General features: G+C 44.7%; 15 protein-coding genes. 8 read left to right on the forward strand and 7 right to left on the reverse strand.

The window, feature by feature from the left end:
* Nucleotides 1–149 precede the first annotated feature (149 nt).
* From CH376_RS01980 to CH376_RS01995, 4 genes are all read right to left on the reverse strand, one after another.
* On the reverse strand, nt 150–1,583 hold the full coding sequence (locus CH376_RS01980; RefSeq protein ID WP_243394769.1) for an MFS transporter: 1,434 nt from the start codon (nt 1,581–1,583) through the stop codon (nt 150–152).
* A 123-nt stretch (nt 1,584–1,706) separates the two neighbouring features.
* Nucleotides 1,707–2,513, reverse strand: a complete 807-nt coding sequence (locus tag CH376_RS01985) for an SDR family oxidoreductase (RefSeq protein WP_100786555.1) — start codon at nt 2,511–2,513, stop codon at nt 1,707–1,709.
* A gap of 12 nt (nt 2,514–2,525) precedes the next feature.
* Complete coding sequence (locus CH376_RS01990; RefSeq protein ID WP_100786556.1) at nt 2,526–3,629, reverse strand: MBL fold metallo-hydrolase; 1,104 nt, start codon at nt 3,627–3,629, stop codon at nt 2,526–2,528.
* A gap of 57 nt (nt 3,630–3,686) precedes the next feature.
* Nucleotides 3,687–4,055 (reverse strand): hypothetical protein, encoded by a 369-nt coding sequence (locus tag CH376_RS01995; RefSeq protein ID WP_100786557.1) that lies wholly within the window; start codon nt 4,053–4,055, stop codon nt 3,687–3,689.
* 411 nt (nt 4,056–4,466) lie between these two features.
* On the opposite strand from CH376_RS01995, the gene CH376_RS02000 reads away from it, so the two are divergent.
* On the forward strand, nt 4,467–5,711 hold the full coding sequence (locus CH376_RS02000) for a hypothetical protein (RefSeq protein WP_100786558.1): 1,245 nt from the start codon (nt 4,467–4,469) through the stop codon (nt 5,709–5,711).
* Between the two features lie 15 nt (nt 5,712–5,726).
* Here the strand turns inward: CH376_RS02000 and CH376_RS02005 are convergent, their stop codons facing one another.
* On the reverse strand, nt 5,727–7,901 hold the full coding sequence (locus CH376_RS02005) for a 7TM diverse intracellular signaling domain-containing protein (RefSeq protein ID WP_100786620.1): 2,175 nt from the start codon (nt 7,899–7,901) through the stop codon (nt 5,727–5,729).
* Nucleotides 7,902–8,105: 204 nt separating this feature from the next.
* Here CH376_RS02005 and CH376_RS02010 point away from each other — a divergent pair, with 204 nt between their 5' ends.
* From CH376_RS02010 to CH376_RS02025, 3 genes are all read left to right on the forward strand, one after another.
* On the forward strand, nt 8,106–8,585 hold the full coding sequence (locus tag CH376_RS02010) for a peroxiredoxin (RefSeq protein WP_100786559.1): 480 nt from the start codon (nt 8,106–8,108) through the stop codon (nt 8,583–8,585).
* The gene (locus CH376_RS02015; protein WP_100786560.1) at nt 8,586–10,307 is read left to right on the forward strand and encodes a M61 family metallopeptidase; all 1,722 of its coding nucleotides are present in this window, start codon (nt 8,586–8,588) and stop codon (nt 10,305–10,307) included.
* Nucleotides 10,308–10,752: 445 nt separating this feature from the next.
* On the forward strand, nt 10,753–11,592 hold the full coding sequence (locus CH376_RS02025; RefSeq protein ID WP_243394770.1) for an SDR family oxidoreductase: 840 nt from the start codon (nt 10,753–10,755) through the stop codon (nt 11,590–11,592).
* A gap of 72 nt (nt 11,593–11,664) precedes the next feature.
* Here CH376_RS02025 and CH376_RS02030 read toward each other — a convergent pair whose 3' ends face one another.
* Nucleotides 11,665–12,420, reverse strand: a complete 756-nt coding sequence (locus CH376_RS02030; protein ID WP_100786562.1) for an SDR family NAD(P)-dependent oxidoreductase — start codon at nt 12,418–12,420, stop codon at nt 11,665–11,667.
* Between the two features lie 78 nt (nt 12,421–12,498).
* On the opposite strand from CH376_RS02030, the gene argB reads away from it, so the two are divergent.
* The 3 genes from argB (at nt 12,499) to CH376_RS24140 (ending at nt 15,615) form a co-directional block, all read left to right on the forward strand.
* The gene (gene argB / locus CH376_RS02035; protein ID WP_100786563.1) at nt 12,499–13,371 is read left to right on the forward strand and encodes an acetylglutamate kinase; all 873 of its coding nucleotides are present in this window, start codon (nt 12,499–12,501) and stop codon (nt 13,369–13,371) included.
* A gap of 275 nt (nt 13,372–13,646) precedes the next feature.
* Nucleotides 13,647–15,395: a SpoIIE family protein phosphatase gene (locus CH376_RS02045; RefSeq protein ID WP_100786565.1), complete on the forward strand. Its 1,749-nt coding sequence runs from the start codon at nt 13,647–13,649 to the stop codon at nt 15,393–15,395.
* Nucleotides 15,396–15,471: 76 nt separating this feature from the next.
* Nucleotides 15,472–15,615 carry a hypothetical protein gene (locus tag CH376_RS24140; RefSeq protein ID WP_165781787.1) on the forward strand — a complete coding sequence of 48 codons (144 nt, stop codon included), beginning with the start codon at nt 15,472–15,474 and terminating at the stop codon, nt 15,613–15,615.
* A gap of 310 nt (nt 15,616–15,925) precedes the next feature.
* Here CH376_RS24140 and CH376_RS02050 read toward each other — a convergent pair whose 3' ends face one another.
* Nucleotides 15,926–17,221, reverse strand: coding sequence for an ATP-dependent 6-phosphofructokinase (locus CH376_RS02050; protein WP_100786566.1), 1,296 nt, complete (start codon nt 17,219–17,221; stop codon nt 15,926–15,928).
* Nucleotides 17,222–17,330: 109 nt separating this feature from the next.
* On the opposite strand from CH376_RS02050, the gene CH376_RS02055 reads away from it, so the two are divergent.
* Nucleotides 17,331–18,275 carry an LIC_20087 family outer membrane protein gene (locus CH376_RS02055; RefSeq protein ID WP_100786567.1) on the forward strand — a complete coding sequence of 315 codons (945 nt, stop codon included), beginning with the start codon at nt 17,331–17,333 and terminating at the stop codon, nt 18,273–18,275.
* Nucleotides 18,276–18,325: the final 50 nt, after the last annotated feature.

Below are 18,325 nucleotides of genomic sequence, written 5' to 3' on the forward strand. Positions count from 1 at the left end.
AGCGACTCGATCTGAAATTCTTCCTGAATCCGACCGAAAGTTAGGATGAGAGTTGCGCATCGGACGAAATGGTCAAACTTCCGAGAACTTCTTCGGTTTTTGACAAAATTCTTTTTAAAAATCGGAACGCGTCGAAAGAATCGATTTGATCATTTCGATGTCAGTATTTTTTTCCGATTCTCTCTTTTTCTCAAAAGAAGAGTTTGAATTCTTTCATGTCGTTCTTTCGTGAGAGGCATCAAAAGAAAGATCAACGCGCCTAAGATAAAAAAACTTCCGACTACGGGTCCGAAGAGAATGGAAAGCCGAAATCCAAGTTCCGGGATTTGATCGACCGATCCTTCCTGGTAGCCGATTCCGCTCAAAAGAATTCCGCCAAAACCCAAGCCGAGAGCCCGCGCCACTTTTGTCGCCATCTTCCAGAGTCCGAAAAACCAGCCTTCTCTCTTTTCTCCTGTTTTGAGTTCGTCGTAATCGACGATGTCCGCAACTAAAGAATCGAAAAGTAGAACCGCTCCCGCGAAAAAACCTCCGAAGACCGCCGCAAAAAAGATCGGGAAAATTCCCCGTTCCGGAAAGAGCGGATAAACGATTACGGTCATGATTCCCAACAAAAGAACTCCCCAAAACGCGGGCCACTTTTTGCCGAACCGATTGGAAAGATACACCCAGAGAAGGATGGATAAGATCAGACAGACTACGAAAGGAAGAAGAATCGCCAATCCGATTTCTGCTTCCGTTAAACGAATTCTATATTTGTAATATAGATTTACGATAGAAGAGTTGAAAGTCCTTCCGAACGTCGCGACGATAAACGCGAGGATCAAAGGTAAAAAATATCGGTTTTTAAAAACGGAAACGATCTTAACGAACCAAGTATGTCCGATTGAAACCTCGGGTCTTCGATTCGGATTCTGCAGAAGCGCCTCCGGTTCGGCTTGATCTCTTCCCGAAGTGGCAAAAAAAGAAATGATCGAAGTCAGGATTAGAATACAAGCGATCGTAAGAGAAGTATAGTTTCGAGTGATCAAAAGACGAGACACTTCGTTTCCGTTCGGAAACAACGCGGAATATAAGGAAGGAAGAATCAAAACCAGAATAAAGCCGATATTGCTGAAGAAAAATCTCCAACCGAAAATCCGGGTTCTTTCGGCGGGCACAAAGGTCATTTCTCCTCCGAGCGCGATATGCGGAACCGCGAGTATCGTCATCGAAGTGTTAACCAGAAGATAAACGAACAAAAGAAAAAAGAATTTTTGAGTCTGCGTCTCCAAAGAAGGAGGAGAAAACATAACGTAGACGGAGATCGCAAGAAAAATTCCTCCGCTCAGAATATAGGGTCTTCTTTTTCCGAGTTTCGTTTTCGTATGATCGGAAATGGTTCCCATAAGAGGATCCGAAACCGCGTCCCAAAGAACTGCGACCGCGAGCGCCAATCCCGATAGGGAAGCTCTGAGACCGACGGCCGTGACAAAAAATTCCAAAAGATAAATTTGAGCTAATACTTCGACGGCGGTGATTCCGACTTCGGCCGCCGCGTATCCCGCCATGATTCGTACGGGAATCGGTTTCGATTTTTCCATGAAACAGTCCGGGAAGAATTCTTCACCTAACGCTGATTTTGCGAAACGATCCGAAAGGAACGATCATACAAATCGTTTTAGAATCGAACACGATTGCGCTTCCGAAAAGAAATTCTAAATCCCTTATCCTTTTTTGTAAGCTGACTGTTTCTTTAGACCTTTCTTTTTGAGAATCGGCCCGAGGAAGGCGCTCATCGCAGGAAATAGATTCGCTATTTTTGCAAGGATTCCCCTACTTCCCGGAATCAAAACCTCCAACGGCTTCTGAGACAATACGCGACCTAGAATGATCTTTGAAACTTCTTCTGCAGTTAAGACTTTGTCTCCGGAAAACGTCATGGACGCTTGTTCAAAATCTTTCTGAAGATCCAGCATCGGAGTTTTGATCGCGTCCGGGCAAACCACCGTGACAAAGACGTTCTTTTCTTTGAGTTCCTGTGCAACCGCTAAGGAAAATCCGCGAACCGCAAATTTAGAAGTGGAATAAAGCGAGATCCCCGTAATCGGAGCGACTCCTGCGAGCGAAGCGATATTGACGATATGACCGGCCTTTGCCGCGACCATTCTTATCGCCGCTTCCCTGGTTCCGTACATTACACCTTTTGCATTGATGTCCATGTGACGATCTATCTGTGCGGCCGGAACTTCGTAGATATAACCGGGTAAAAGGTATCCTGCCACGTTTAAGAGCGCGTCGATTTTCCCCCACTTTTTGTATGCGAGATCCATCACCTTTTTCCAGTCGGAAGGAGATGTGACGTCTAACTTGGAAACGAGAACCCTCTCTTTTTCATTCTTCCATTGTGCGGAGAATTTTTTGAGTTCCTTCTCGTTGATGTCCGTGATGAGAATCGAATGTCCCGCGTCGAACGCGTCTTCGGCGATTTTTTTCCCGAGTCCGCCCGCGCAGCCGGTGATGAATAGAATCATATTCGTTTCTCCTTATGTTACCGGCGAGCCGAAGGACAATTGTCCGAAACTAAACGTAGGAGACGTTCCGGGAAACAGCCAATAACTCGTCATTTCGGAAGAAGGCATCACGTTGTAAAAGTCGGGGTTCCGTAAAGAAACTCCGGCCATTTCCTTTTCCTGAACCATCGATATGTATTGGTCCAGTCCGATCTCAAGCGTGTTTCCGTTTAAAATGACTTCCATTCCGGTTGCCTTTGCGAATTTTCTCACACCCGGAATCCGCGATTTCAAAGGAGAATAACTGTCCGCGCTCACTCCGTTTTCGCTGGAAACAAAAATTCCCTCCGGAGTATGCGCGACGAGAGAATGATTTCCGTAAGTGTGACCTGGTGTGCGAACGAGGGCGACTCCTTGTCCGAGTTCCACGTCTCCGTCTAAAACTACGATTCGATCGCTCGCAACTCCGCCGGTTCCGTTCGGACAATACCAATCGGATTGAGGGGGAAGAAGTCCTTGAACGGAGTCCCACTCTTCCCGCATCACCAAAAGTTTTGCGTTCGGGAAATATCCCTTTTCTCCGTTCGCACCCAGCCATTTACGGATGTCTTGCGTATGAAGATGATCGTAGGAAATGTAATCCACTCTTTCGGGAGAAATTCCCGCGTCTTGAAGACATTCTTCCACCGTGTTGAGGATCGGAGCGATGATCTTTTTGCCGATGGATTGAAACGGCCCGAAACTTTCCGCGAGTCTTTTGAAAAAGGGAGTTTCCGCGTTTCCGTCGAGATCGGAGGGCGAAAACAAAAGAGTTTTGATTCCTTCTCCGGTGCGATACTGAATGATGAACAATCGATTGAGAATGTGCATGTACGGAGTCGGAAGACTATAAGCGTTTAAGAGCGCATAACGCGTCGGATACGGCACCCTCACCAGATCGTAAGACCTGTAAAAGACGACCTGAGAACCGGAAAGCATCTTCTCCCGAAATTTGCGAGCTCGTTTGCGGACGTCTTCGAGTCTGTCCACGGGAAAAGGAAGGCTTCTCGAACCGACGAAGTCCGAGATCGGTTTGATAGAAGAATCCTTCTTTGGTTTTGACTTGGGAGCCGATTTGGATGCGGATGCTTTAGCCATCTCTTTTGTTTCCTCGATACCGGAACGTATCTTAATTCTTCAAATTTTGAAAGTCGATCAGAACGGTTTGTAGAGAACGATGTACGATACGAGAAGTCCTAAAAGAGGAAACCCGAACCAGAACACCTTCGCTAAGGATGGTTTTTTGTAAACGACCGTAAGAAGTCCGCCGTACGCAAGCCAAATCGCAAACTTTGCGATTACCCAACCCGGCCAAGGCCAAAGGATTCCGAGTCTTGCGAGCATTCCGAAACCGCCGAGCAAAATCAGGAAGAGTCCGATTCCGTGCGTGATTCCGATAAATTTTCGATTGGAGAATTCTTTGTTTCCTCCGTTCAACACGTGCATGGTGACTCCTCCCAAAGCGGTAAAGAGAAGAAGAATCCCGAAGATATGGATCATTTTATAGACGGTGTAGGGTATCATTTGTACCAGGTTTCCTTTGCAATCTGTAAATTATCAGAAGCCAATCTTCCGGGGCGAATTGGCCTTGGCAACGATTGTTTGAGGAAGAATTTCGCGTCAATACATCCCGATTTCTAAAAACTCACGTTCATGAATCAGTTTTTTTCAGTAGAAAAGATATCTGAATCAAATCCACAAAGAGTTTCTAAAGAACGGAATTCTCAAATTTTACGATAAAGCTATTTTTTTTAAAAGATTCTTGCAAAGTCAGCTTTTGTGATTTTTTTGGCTATAAAAAATCACAAACAAGATATTTCTCTTTCTAAAGTGAAGAATTGAGCAAGCAAAACTATTTTAAGGATGTCGGGATTTAGCCAGTTATAGGCTTCAAATTGAGAAATATTTCCGATGTGAAACGACTGAGAGGATTGAATGAATTATATTAGGAATTTGTTTTTTTTAGGTTTATTTGCGTTCAGCGTTAACAGTGTAACGGCGCAAGTTCAAGGGGACGCGCAGTCGGCGGCGGCTCCGATTTCTTCGAAAGGAAGAAATGTCGAAATGTTCTTCAGAGTCACTGATAATAACATTAACTCTGCTACCGCTAAAAACGCCATTTTAACTCAAAATTCTTTAATGGTCAATAAGGCATTCGGAGGGACTAGCTTTCTGTCCTTTCCGAGTGCGGAGAACTTTAAAGGCAAGGGCTTTGATTGGGGGATGGGAATTCAAAATGGAATTTATAAAAGTAATATTTTGGTATCCTACGCGGGGCTTAAAGCGGACGGTTTTCAAAACCTTGAATATGAAAAATCTGCATTATCCATTGGGTCCGGATCGACCGCTAGTCGGATTGCTACAACATCCTTTGATGATTATTTTTATGATAACAATAAACTAAGGACCGCACGGATTGGGTATGTGGGGGAAATTCTTCCTTGGCATGCCAACGCAAATAAGTTTCTTTCGAATATCGGATTTAGATTCGGGTTGGAATTAAATGGAAATTCCACTCAACTCAATTCTACTTATAATATTTATTCTTCGAGCCTATCGGCGACAATGGGAACGGGGGCAACAACGTCGTCCCAGCTGAACTCAATCGACTTTTTGACACAAAGAAAAATCGATTATTACGAGGCATTCGTGAACGGCGTAATCGGTTTAAGTTATACTCTCGAACTTCAGGAAAGGCACAAATTATTTTTTAGTATAGAGCACTTTGAAAGTGTCGCTAATAACGGGAAATATTCAGAGGAAGTTAAAGCATTTGTCAATCTGGGTTCTACATTCGGAGCCGGTTCTTCATCCAGCGCGACAAGTCCTCTATTGATTCCCCTTACGACAAAAGTCAAAGGTGGAGCGACTACGGAACTTGTCGGAAACAGATTTCAACTCGGTTATACGTATCAACTTACGGAATTGCTTGGTTTAAATCTTTCTTATGGATATTGGGATGCAACTCATACCGTCACCGAATCGAAAGTAAAGGAAACCGCCAATCCGTTAACTTTAATTTCTTCCATGTTCGGAAGTTCGTCCGCTTCAAGTTCAAGTGCGTCTATGAGTTCTGCGTTGTTAGGGTTTTACTTTTCGGGCGCCACGGCGTTAGGGCCGCTACCATCGACTCGCGACGTAAGATCACAGATTGCAATTGCGGCAACCTTAAGATATTAAAGAAAAGAGAACCCTTTATTTTTCAAGAAGGTGTTGAACTCCGATCCAATTTCCGATCGGAGGAATCGCAATGTATTCCTGACAACGTTTACGATAAAGGATCGAGACGATGTCTTCGGGATATACTTTGAGAGCTTGTTCGAAATTGATGAGCGCCTCTTGAAAGTCCGCGACTTTGTAAAGAATAATTCCTCTCGTGATCAACGGTAAGGTAGTGTCTTTGAGTTTCCGGATATGCGGCGCGTCCGCTTCGTAGACTTCATAGATGATGATCGGATCCGTTTTGCCTTTGACCACGACGGAATCGATTTCGCGGATCGCAAGTCCGTCGGCGATCGTCATCGAAGAAAGAGTGTTCTTCGTAATAAGGATGTCCGCGCGGTAAAGATTGGTCAGACTTTCCAAACGGGAAGCTACGTTCACGGTATCTCCGATCACGGTCGTATCGAGTCTCGAGCGGCTTCCCACGGTTCCGAGCATCAGATTTCCGGTGTTGATCCCGATTCCGATCTTCAGACCTTTGAAGTGAGAAGAATCTTTCGCTTCCGCGTTGATCATCTGAACTCTCTTTTTCATTTCGATCGCCGCGAGAATCGCTTTGTCAGCGGATGTCTTTCCATGGAGACTAACGTTCACCGCTTCACCTTCTCCCGAAAAGAGCGCGAGAATTCCGTCTCCCATAAACTTGTCCACAAACCCTTCGTGTTTCTGGACGACGGGTTCCATACTCGCGAGGTAGTCGTTGATAAATTTGAAATTTTCTTCGGGAGTCATCTGCTCTGAGATCGTAGTAAAGGATCGGATGTCCGTAAAGAGGACGCTCATCTCTTTGAGAACGGAATCTCCTAAATTGACTTCGACCGCGGAATCTTTTCCAAGAACGTTTAAGAATTGAACCGGAACAAAACGAAAAAACGCGTTCTTTTGTCTTGCGAGTTCGAGTTTCTGCTGGCTGAGTTCTATGTTGAGATCTTCGGACTGGCGATACAAAGATATAAATCTGTTCGCGAGAATCGTTGTAAGAGCTACTACAAAAAGAAAATAAGCAAAGTGAGTGAATCGGAACCCCGATTGAAAAAACATGGAATCGATCACGTCGTAAACAGCGATAAAAACCACCGTGAACATACTCGCGGCCATGACGGTTGCGTCTTTTTTTCTGAGATATACCGCTTTTCCCATAAAATAGAGTAGATAGACGAGAGTGGGAAGAATCGAAAACTGCCAGATTCTCAAACTAGTCATCGTATAACGGAAAGGCTCCATAAGGGTGACTAACGCGATTCCGAGATTGAAAATGAAAAATCCGAAAAGAATTCTCGAAAACTTCGCTCTTCCGTAGAAATAATCCTGCATAAACAATAAGAACAGCGGCGCGAGCAGAGTAACGGAGGCATATTCAATTCTTGTAATCCAAGTAGTATCGTGAATCGCCTCGAAAGCGTATGTCGTGCGGGAAAGGGAATAAACGGCCATAAAGACGCTGAAAAATCCGAAGTAGAGTGTGTAACGATCCTCCCGTCTTTTTACGTAGATGAGAAGGTGATACAAACCGAAAAAGATATAAATCGTATTGAGACAGAGGTTGACGAGCGAGGAAATTTCACCGGAAAGTTTTTGTTCTGTCGTGATCGAATAATCTCCGTCGATGTAAAAACCCAGATCCAGGTTTTTAGAAAGTGCGGTCGCAGGAGAATCTCCGATCAGGCGAAAGGTGAGGACGTTCTCCCCTTTTTTCAAAAGGCTCGAATCGATCGGTAAACGAAAATTACGAATGGTCCTTCGAACGAGCATTTCTTTTCCGGAAGGATCGAGATGAATTTCCCTGCTCAGAGAATATCCGTTCAGATAAATTTCCCAATTTTCACCGATCGATTCTAAATAAAGAAAAATGGGTTTGTAGATTTTGGTTTGTTGAAGATCCCCTTCCAAAAAGAACCGAGTTTGGAGCGTGTATTCTTTCAAACCTTCACCGATCGGAACCTCGAAGATTTCGTTCATAACGATCGGAAACGAAGTTATCTTTTTTACTCGCTCTGAAGAAGAATCGAGTCCATTCAGATTCTTACTTTGAAAACCTTCCGCGGCAAACCAGGTCCCCGTGCGAAGGTCGATCGGTTTCCAATTTTCCTGGGTTTCGGATAAAAGAAATGAAGGAAGAAATAAAAGGAAGAATAGGATCGTTTTCAAAGTTGGTTTTTCCATTTAAAGAAATCGTGATTTCTCGGTGAAGTATAGGATTAGAAGTTTAGATTGTCGAATTTTCAACATTTTTATTCCGGATTCGATTCAATTCCTCGAGTTCGTTTTGAAAAGCGGTTGCAAGTCTTCCGCTTCTCTTATTATTTCATTATCCGGATTTCCGGAGTGAAACAATTCGATGAGGAAATTTGAATGTCAGATCCAACATTAGGAACGTCTCTTCCAGCGATCAGTTTGGAAAGCACAGAAGGAAAGAGCGTGAAACTTCCCGAGGACATCGCAGGTTCTTGGACCCTACTCTATTTTTATCCGAAAGACGATACTCCGGGATGCACAAAACAAGCCTGCAGTTACAGAGATCATATCGGAGAATTTAAGAAGATCGGAGCGAAGGTCTACGGTGTGAGCTTGGACGATCTCGGATCTCATGAGAATTTTATACAAAAGTATTCTTTGAACTTCCCTTTGTTATCCGATCCGAATCATTCTTTGAGCGAGGCCCTGGGAGTCTACGGCGATCAGGAATGGAAAGGAAGAGTTTTCAAAGGGCTTTCTCGGGATTCTTTTTTGATTTCTCCGGACGGGAAAATACAAAAGGTTTGGAGAAAAGTTGACCCGACGACCACGGTGGAAGAAACTCTCCAGGAGATTTCCAAAGCAAGCGGTAAATGATTGTCTAAACTTCGCTTTTCTGTTCAAGAATACCAACTCACGGGACACTATCTTCAAGTAGAATTGGAGATGGTCGCTCCCGAAAACGAAACCGTTCTTTCTCTTCCCGTTTGGTCTCCCGGATCTTACATGGTCCGGGATTATTCCAGGCACATTCATAAACTCGAGGCCTTTGTTTCCGGAAAGAATGGAAAGTCTCTTGATATCGAGCCGATCGGTTTGGATTCCTGGAAGGTCGTTTCCGGAGGAGAGCCGTTTCGAATCCGTTACGTCGTCTACGGTTTCGATTATTCGGTTCGTTCGAATTATTTCACCACGGAATTCTGTCTTTTGCATCCCCCCGCTTTGTTTCTCTATCCTAAGAATTTTGAAATTTCCGAAATCACATTAGAAATATCGAATTCTCTTCCGTTTGAATTTTGCCATTCCGGTTTATCCGGAAAAGGGAAGAAGAGATCCGCGGCCTCTTTGGACGAATGGATGGATTCTCCGATTTTATTGTCCGGTCGTCCGGCGATATCCTTTGTTTCCGAAGATTGTGAACATGAAATCGTTCTCGAAGGAGACTTGTCGAAGTCCGTACAGAAAAATCTGATTTCCGATCTTCAAAAAATTACGGGAGAACAGATTCGTTCTTTCGGGGGATCGCCTAATTCCCGTTATCTGTTCGTTCTTATTCTTTCGGAAGGGGCTTACGGCGGACTGGAACATCTGAATTCTTCCGTGAATATGTACGATCCTCTGAAGGCGCTGAGCAAGGACGGTTATCTCAAACTTTTGGAACTTCTTTCCCACGAGTACTTTCATCTTTGGAACGTGAAACGGATCCGGCCGATCGCGCTCGGTCCTTTCGATTATCAAAAACCGAATTTGACCCGGGAGCTCTGGATCGCGGAAGGAATCACTTCTTTTTACGACGCCTATTTTTTGGTTAAGACAAGACATTTGAACGCGGAGAATTATCTAGCGAAGGTGATGGAAGATCTTCAGAGTTTGGAAAAATCCGAAGGAGAATCTTGGATGAGTTTGGAAGATTCTTCTTATTCCGCATGGACCAAGTTTTACAATCGCCCGAACGATCCGAATGCGGCGAACACCGGAATTTCGTATTACGTCAAGGGAGGAATTCTCGCGCTCGCGATGGATCTTTATCTTCTTTCGAAAACTTCCGGACAAAAATCCCTCTTGGATGTGATGAGAGAGGTCTTTCGGTTTTTTCATGTCGGCAAGAATCGCGGCTTTACGAAGCCCGAGTTTTTTGAAGCCGCAAAAAGAAGCACCGGTGTGGATCTGAAATTAGAATTCGGCGTTTATCTGGAAAAGCCGGTTCCGGTTCCGATCGAAAAATACTTTCATCAAATCGGCGTTATACGATTGGACTCGAGTCCCGGGGTGGAACTTGGTTTTGGTACAAGGGAAGAAAGAGGGAATCTCGTGATCAGCAAGATCGATTGGAAAATTTTAGATCCTTCCGTCGATCTGAGTCAAGGTGACGAATGGATTTCCCTGAACGGAATTCGGATCCATTCGGGAAATCGAAAGGATCTTTTGAAACAATTCAAGGCCGGGGATAAGATCGAACTTTTGATCGCAAGGAAAGGAAAGATCCTGAAGAGAAAGATGAAACTTTCGAAACGGTTTCAGACGAGTCAGTTCAAGTTCGAAGAACATCCGACCGAGGAGCAAAAAAAGTTGAGAGACTTTTTTTTCGGCTTGAGCTGAGTTTTGCGACGTTATCCGAAACGGCCGATAACGCTTAGCGCTTTTCTTTTTAAAATGAAACACCGACTCCAAACGTTCGACTTTGGACTTTATACTTACAGCGCGTCCCAAAACCTTATTTTTTTTGTCGGAAAGATCAAGCTGCGAGGTTCTGTCCCAGTTTTGGGACAGGTTCTTATGATCGATCGAATTTGATATACCGCGTCAATTATTGTTAAACGACAATTTCCCGATCATTTTGTGAACCTTTGTATTTCGTCGTAATCGAATTCTTATGAAAAAAATTTCGGAATCGATTTTCTTTAAAACGAAATCGTCGATTTCGAAAATCAATCGGTTTTCTCCGAAAAATATGTAAGCCGTTATAACTCCAGTCGACGAAACCGTTTCGATTTGAGAAAATCCATACCTACAAATCTTATGAAAACGAATTTCGTTTTCGCAAATGATTGAGAAAGGATGGATCATGAAGAATACGATCAAGGATAAAGTCGTTCTGATCACGGGAGCAAGCGAAGGAATCGGAAGGGAACTTTCGTATCAATTCGCGTCTCAACAAGTAAAGTTGGTTTTAGCTTCTCGAAATCTGGAAGCGCTCGAACATCTAACGCAGGAATGTCTGCAAAAAGGAGCGGAGACGATCTCCGTAAAAACCGACGTTTCCTCTTCGGAAGATTGCAAACGAATGATCGATCTTGCGATCGGCAAATTCGGAAAAATCGATATATTGATTCAATGCGCCGGAATTTCCATGAGCGCTCCGTTTGAATCCGTACAGGATCTGGGAATTTTTGAAAAGCTGATGTCCGTAAATTATCTTGGGATCGTTTATAGCTCTTATTACGCTTTGAGTCATCTCAAAAAAACCAAGGGCCTGATCGTAAACATTTCTTCTCTGCAGGGAAAAACCGGATTTCCGGGATCCACCGGATATTCTGCTTCGAAATTTGCGGTGCAGGGATTCAGCGATTCTCTTCGTATAGAATTGAAAGATACGGGCGTGGATGTGTTAGTCGTTTCTCCGGGGCCGATCGCGACTCAAATGAACTTCAGAAAATTCGACGCAAATGGAACGATTTCGAAAGAGAAGCAACAAACTCCGAAAAAAAATATCATGTCCGTGTCTACATGCGCGCGATTGATCCTGGATGCGATCGTTCGAAGAGATCGGGAACTGGTGATGACCTTCGGCGGAAAATTAATTCCCTGGGTGAAGCTCGTCGCGCCCCGATTCGTGGATCGTCTTGTCGCGAACGCGGTCGAAAAGTTTTACGCAGAGGTTTGAACGATCGATTCCCTTCCGAGACGGACAAATCGAATTCAAAAATCTTAATATGATTTATCGGGGATTACAGAATCAGACGGCGGTGATCCCTCCGTCAGCGGCCCAGTTCGCGCCGTTGATATAACCGGAATCCGGACTTAACAAAAAGAGGATCACTCTCGCAATCTCCATCGGATCCGCAATTTTCCGAGAAGGGGTCATCTCCAAAATTTTACTTCTGTGATCGTTCACTTGATCTTCTTGAATGCCCATCTTTGTTTCCATATAACCCGGACTGATTGCATTGATCGTGATCCCTAAAGGCCCCCACTCGTCCGCGAGAGAACGAACGAAGCCGATCAGGGCGTGTTTGGAAGAAGAATAAGCGACGGAGTTCGCCGATCCCTTGAGAGACAAAGAGGACGCGACGAATAAAAGCCTGCCTAAATTCAAATTTATGAATATAGGAAGAAGCCGTTTCGTGATCAGAAACGCGGATCGAATGTTTATCGAAAAAATTCGATCCCATTCTTCTTCGCTCACCTCGGTGATCCTGTGATAAGGACCTCCGTAACCCGCGCAATGAATGAATCCGTAAGGAGTCTGATTTTCGGAAGCGACGTATCTTTTCCAATTTTCCAAGGAAGAATTGAGTTCTGCATCGCGTGTAAGATCGGTCGGAATGAAAAATTCTCCTTCGAACGGATTCGAAGGACGATTCAAATCCAAATTTGTGACCGAGTAACCTTCGGAGACGAGCAACTCGACGATCGCTCTTCCCAAGCCGCCGCTTCCGCCGGTAAGAATTACATTTTTTTTATTTTCGGATTCTTTCTTTGTTACAGACACTCTTCTTGAATCTCCATTCTAACTTCTATCCCGTATTTCTGGATGACAGAGATCGGCACAAGGAATTCTCTGTTTCTCATGGAAAAACTTTTCGAAAGAGTCAATCATATCCTCGAAGCCCTCCCTTATATTACAAAGTATTCGGGCAAGACGGTTGTGATCAAATACGGCGGCGCGGCGATGGCGAAAGCCGATCTGAAAGAATCTTTTGCAAAGGATATCGTTCTTTTAAAATACGTGGGAATTCATCCCGTGATCGTTCACGGAGGCGGACCTGAAATCAATCGACTTCTGGAGAGTTTAAAAATTCCGACCGAGTTCGTACACGGACATCGGGTTACGGACGCTCAAACGATGGACGTTGTGGAAATGGTTCTTACCGGAAAGGTGAACAAACAAATCGTTTCCATGATCAATGCCCAAGGCGGAAACGCAGTGGGAATTTCCGGAAAAGACGGAAATCTTGCCAAGGCAACAAAAGCTCCGATCGAGATCGAGCTCGAAGGTAAGGAAAAACAACTCTTTGACGTGGGTCTTGTGGGAAAGATCGAAACGATCAATCCTGAAATTCTTCTCAATCTACAAAAAGAAGGATTTATTCCGGTGATATCTCCGGTGGCGGAATCCGCCTCGGGCGACAGTCTCAACATCAACGCGGACACATTTGCAGGCGAAGTCGCAGGCGCACTCAAAGCGGAGAAGTTGATTCTTCTTACGGACACGGACGGAATTTTAATCGACGGAAAACTCGCAACCGGTCTCAACCGAGGAAAGGTGAAGGAGTATATTCGAAAAGGTGAAATTTCCGGCGGAATGATTCCAAAGGTTGAATGTTGTCTCACTGCGATCGATCAGGGTGTGAGGAGAACTCATATCATCGACGGAAGAGTTCCCCATTCTATCCTAATCGAAATTTTTACGGATCAGGGGATCGGTTCTTTGATCGAGTGACGCGTTTTTGTTTGTTTCTCTTCAGGAGAATTCTTTGAAAGAATGTCTTTTCGAATCGGAATCCATTTTTCTTGCCTCTTTTGAGATGGAGAGAAAAGAAAAAATTCCAGAAACAACATTTCAAAATTTCTCCGGAGAATCAAAAAAATCATAAGAAGAGATTTTTTTTGCAATTTTGGTTCTTGTTAATTGTTAATGAAACTCCTTGACAGGGAAATCTTTCTTGTATCCAATGATTCAATTCTTTCTTTAGAACGGTCCGTTAAACCCCCTTTATGAGTGAAAGGCAATTATCCTTATCCCTAATCTCCGATATTACGGCGAGAATCAATTCGACCGACGACTTGGAAGAACTCCTCGGCATCATCATAGAAACGACAAAGGACGTCCTCAATTCGGAAGGATGTTCTCTTCTTCTTTACGATCGGGACGAAGACTGTCTTGTCTTCAACGTAGCAAAAGGAACGAAGGGAGAATCTCTTACGGAACTCAAGGTTCCTCGGGGAAAAGGAATCGCGGGAATGGTTCTGGAAACTCTGGAACCCGTGATCGTAAACGACGCCGCAAATGATCCAAGAATTTATAGAAATATCGACGAGACGGTCGGATTTGTAACGAACAATTTGATCTGCGTTCCCATGAGCACGCAGGGAGAAATTCAGGGAGTTTTGGAAGCCGTAAACTCTTTGGGAAGGGAAGAATTCACCAATAAGGACATCAAGGTTCTTCAATATCTTTCGGATCTTGCCGCGATCGCGATTCGGAATCGAAGACTCATCCGCGATTTGAAAAGCCGCGCGAACGAACTCGACTGTCTCTTTCAACTCAGCCAGGCGATCTCGAACATCGCGGAGATGGATCAATTCTTAAATCTCACCGTCCATTCGATTTCGGAAGTGATGGGAGCGGAACGGGTTTCCCTCATCTTCTTCAATCCTAAGAGCGGGAAATACGAACTCAAAAAAAGCATCGGTTTTAGTCTCGAAGAGGAAGAACATTTCATCAACGAGAAGGAAGGAGTCATCAGCAGGATTTTGGAAACCGGGGCTCCGATTCTTGTGCAAAACACGACGGCCCTAGCGGAAGAATGGGTTCGTCCCGAAAGATACAAGACCAAGTCTTTTATCTCGGTTCCGATCCGACAAGACGGGAAGATCATCGGAATTCTCAACGCCGCGGATAAAACCTCTGGAAACAGTTTCGACAACGCCGATCAAAATATTCTGAGTACGATTTCCAATCAGATCGCGGAGGCATACAATTCTCTTCTTTCCAAGGATCAAAAAGAAAAACTCAATTCGATCCGAAGAGATATGCAGATCGCTTCTCAGATCCAAGTGAATTCTTTGCCGAACATTCCGAAAAAAATCCAGGGATTGGAATTGGAGACGAGTTACATCGCGTCCAAGGAAATCGGCGGAGACTTTTACGACCTCATCTATCACAACCCCGACGAAGTGAGCGTTCTGATTGCGGACGTTTCCGGAAAAGGAATCGCCGCCGCTCTCTTTATGGAATTCTCAAAGACGATCATATCCGGCGAAGTTTCCAGAAATTCTTCGACTAGCATCAGTTTGATGAGCGCGAATCGAATCATTCAGGAAAAATCCGGGTATTTTATGTTCGTCACCGTTATGCTCGCTCGGATCAACATGGCCAAAAGAAGAATCCGATTTTCAAGCGCGGGCCACAACGAACAACTCCTCTACAAAGCAAAAGACAAAAAGGTAACGAGTCTTTCCGGGAAAGGAATGCCGCTCGGAATCAAAGAATCCGAAATCGACGAACACGAAATCGATTACGCACCGGGAGATCTTCTCATCCTTTATACGGACGGCGTGAGCGAAGCGATGAACGAATCCAACGAGATGTACGGACTCGAAAATCTCACGAAGCTCATCGAAAGAAACGGCGAAATGCCTCTCGGAGCGCTGAAAGAATTGATCATCGATACGACGGACGCGTTTCGCGGAGACGCCGCGCCTCACGACGACTACACCCTCTTTATGGTTCGTCTTCCTTAAAAAACAAATTCCTTTTCCGCAAAAGCAAATCTTCGAACAAAACCCTTTCGGGAAACATCGAAATCATCCGGTCCGCATGTTCCGTCGCAGCGGGGAAGTCGTGACCGGAAAAACATTCGGGCGTCTCCTTCCGATGGGAATCGGAAGGACCGCGCTTGGTCCGGGTTTCGTCGCAAAAGCGACTCATCCCTCGCTCGCACCGTTCTTAAAAGAAAAATAATATTCTAATATTCGCTCGGGACGCGAACGCGCCCTCCCCATCGCTGACGCATTTTCTTTTCTCAAGAAATTTTCCGAAAATCTCCGAACTTTCTAAAACGAACGAAATGTTATTTTATAAAATTCGAATCTATCTGTGTGAGCTCCTACAAATTATATCTTGTCGACTTTTTGCAAAATTTAGAATCGTCTTTTTTATTCTCTCAAATGCGTCTTTGAGTTTCTACGTTTTTCAAAGCCGAAGATAAGTCCTTTTGTCAAAGCTCGGTGGAACTGGAATGAAATTGAAGATGCGTAACGTATCGAATCGCTCATTTTGCCAACATGTGTGCCGGTTGTCCCGTGGACGCGAGGAGAGATCTCCAAAGTGTACTTCGATCCGGTTGAAGAACCTTTCTTTCCTGAATCGCGACCGAAATCGGAAGGTGTGTAAAGACGTTGTTCCACATCCCGACAACCATATCGGTTTTACCGGCCATGGCCGCGTGCACCGCGTTCTGAGCCAAAAAACCGCAAAAGACCGAATCTTCCGGATTGGCCGGAATCGAACGAATGATATAACTCGGATCGATGTATTTGATGTTCACAGGAATATTCTCTTTTTTAAAAAAGTCGGTCATCGTATCTTTCAGAAAGATTCCGATATCCTTGAGTTTTAGATTTCCCGATGGATCTCTTTCTCCCGTGGTCTCGAAAAAATGTTGTCCCGCTCCTTCGGCGGCGATGATCACTGCGTGACCTTTTTTTTGGATTCTTTTTTTGAGTTCGTCCAAGAAGGCCCCGTTGCCGTGAAGATCGAAATTTACTTCCGGGATCAGGCAATAGTTTACGTTTCGGGAGGCAAGCGCTGCGTTCACCGCGATAAAGCCGGAATGTCTTCCCATGAGTTTTACAAGACCGATTCCGTTAGGCGCTCCTTTGGCTTCCACGTGGGCGCATTCCACGGCTTCCATCGCTTTGGAAAACGCAGTAGAAAAACCGAATGTTTTTTGGACGTAGTTGATATCGTTGTCTATGGTTTTCGGAATTCCGATGACCGAAATTTCTTCTCCGCGTTTGGCGATCTCGTCCACGATCTCTCTAGCTCCTCGCAGAGTTCCGTCGCCTCCGATACAAAAGAGAACCTTGACTCCGTAAAGACTGAGAAAGTCGACCATGTCGACGGGGGATTGATTTCCCCTCGAGGAACCGAGCATGGAACCTCCTTCTTCCACGATATGCGCCACCCGCTCCGGAGTGAGTTCGATCGGCTTATGAGAATATTTTTTGACAAGACCTTGGTAGCCGAAAGGAAAACCGAGAATTCGGGAAACACCGTAACGATAGTAGAGTTCCATTACGATTCCTCGGATCACGTCGTTGATTCCGGGACAAAGACCGCCGCACGTTACGATTCCCGCGGTCACTTCCTTCGGTCGGAAAAAAATTTTTTCGCGAGGACCGGCTTGTTCGAAAAAGTCCGGGCCGCCCTCAACATAAGAATTCCAATCTTCCTTGGATTGGAAGACGGTCCTAAACAATAATCTGGAAGAATCGCTAGTATAGTATTCATAATCCGCAGGACTTGGTATGAGGCATTCGCCGAAATTTTTTATTTTTGTCTCCATTCTTACCCTCGCGTTGAATTTTAAGGAATTCCGGGAAAAATCACGTCATTTTGCAATTTTATACTGACAGTTCTGTTCTATTTCTATAGTCTTACACAGAAGAGCGTACATGAACGGAAAAAGATCCCTCATTCTATCTTTATTTTTGTTCCTTTTCGGGGTTTCCATTTTTTCCGTAGAAGACCCTTCTTTCAGTCCGTTCGAGCCTTATCACCTTTCCCGGGATTTTGATCTCAATCGTCAGAAATATCTCCAAGTGATCGCGATTCCGTATAAGGATCCGATGGAACTCAAACTGGGACCCGATTCGGATTCTTTCCAAGAGACAAAATCTCCGGCTCCGATTTTCACGGTGACTCCGGGACTTTCGTTTTCGGGAATGTTCCAACCGTTTTTATTTTCCGTGGTTCCAAGTGGAAACGTAAATTTTCTTCCCGTTTCCGAAACCGTCTTCGTAAATGATGTTCCCTCGCGTTCGGGAAAACTTCTTTCCGGAGCCTTCTCCGAGAAAAGAACGATGGATCGAATCACCGATTCCAGAAACCAGATCCAAGGTTTTGGTTTGGCGAATTGGAATGCAAATCCTCTGCAAAACGGAAGCAGTTCCGGAGTGATGTTTCTTTATATGAAACGTCATGCGGGCTTGGAAATGGATTTTAACGCAAGAATGATCGGTAACCAAGCGGGTCTTGCCGTTTTAGAATCTGCAAAGTCCACCATTGCGTTCAATTATTCCGTATTTCCCGAAATCGGCGAAAGTTCCAAGATGAATTTTTTTGTTCAGTTTTCGAGTGTGAAACGTTTTCAGGATCGGAACGGAGTTTTTTCTCTGAGCGACCCGCAAGCGAACAACGGACGCGGCTTGAAATCGTATGAATATTATCTCAATCCGGGAATTTCTTTTTCTTCCAGAAATCTAAGTTTGGAAGGTATGGTGAGAGTTCCGGTTCCGACTGCGGCTCAACTTCAATCCGGCGAACAACACCTTTGGATGCAGGAAGTTCAGGGTTTGCTCGGAATCAAATACAGTTTTTCCGAAACTTCTCCTAAGTAATCCCCCGGTTCTAATAGATCGATCGTTTGCGGTTCCGTCCGGGGCGGTTC

The organism is Leptospira adleri, from assembly GCF_002811985.1.
In the GTDB taxonomy this organism is placed as follows: domain Bacteria; phylum Spirochaetota; class Leptospiria; order Leptospirales; family Leptospiraceae; genus Leptospira; species Leptospira adleri.

What these genes read in the sequence shown, in the direction of transcription:
- CH376_RS01980 (WP_243394769.1), bottom strand. Translation starts at nt 1,583, where the DNA reads ATGGAAAAATCGAAACCGATTCCCGTACGAATCATGGCGGGATACGCG.
- CH376_RS01985 (WP_100786555.1), bottom strand. Translation starts at nt 2,513, where the DNA reads ATGATTCTATTCATCACCGGCTGCGCGGGCGGACTCGGGAAAAAAATC.
- CH376_RS01990 (WP_100786556.1), bottom strand. Translation starts at nt 3,629, where the DNA reads ATGGCTAAAGCATCCGCATCCAAATCGGCTCCCAAGTCAAAACCAAAG.
- CH376_RS01995 (WP_100786557.1), bottom strand. Translation starts at nt 4,055, where the DNA reads ATGATACCCTACACCGTCTATAAAATGATCCATATCTTCGGGATTCTT.
- CH376_RS02000 (WP_100786558.1), top strand. Translation starts at nt 4,467, where the DNA reads ATGAATTATATTAGGAATTTGTTTTTTTTAGGTTTATTTGCGTTCAGC.
- CH376_RS02010 (WP_100786559.1), top strand. Translation starts at nt 8,106, where the DNA reads ATGTCAGATCCAACATTAGGAACGTCTCTTCCAGCGATCAGTTTGGAA.
- CH376_RS02025 (WP_243394770.1), top strand. Translation starts at nt 10,753, where the DNA reads ATGATTGAGAAAGGATGGATCATGAAGAATACGATCAAGGATAAAGTC.
- argB (WP_100786563.1), top strand. Translation starts at nt 12,499, where the DNA reads ATGGAAAAACTTTTCGAAAGAGTCAATCATATCCTCGAAGCCCTCCCT.
- CH376_RS02045 (WP_100786565.1), top strand. Translation starts at nt 13,647, where the DNA reads ATGAGTGAAAGGCAATTATCCTTATCCCTAATCTCCGATATTACGGCG.
- CH376_RS24140 (WP_165781787.1), top strand. Translation starts at nt 15,472, where the DNA reads ATGTTCCGTCGCAGCGGGGAAGTCGTGACCGGAAAAACATTCGGGCGT.
- CH376_RS02050 (WP_100786566.1), bottom strand. Translation starts at nt 17,221, where the DNA reads ATGGAGACAAAAATAAAAAATTTCGGCGAATGCCTCATACCAAGTCCT.
- CH376_RS02055 (WP_100786567.1), top strand. Translation starts at nt 17,331, where the DNA reads ATGAACGGAAAAAGATCCCTCATTCTATCTTTATTTTTGTTCCTTTTC.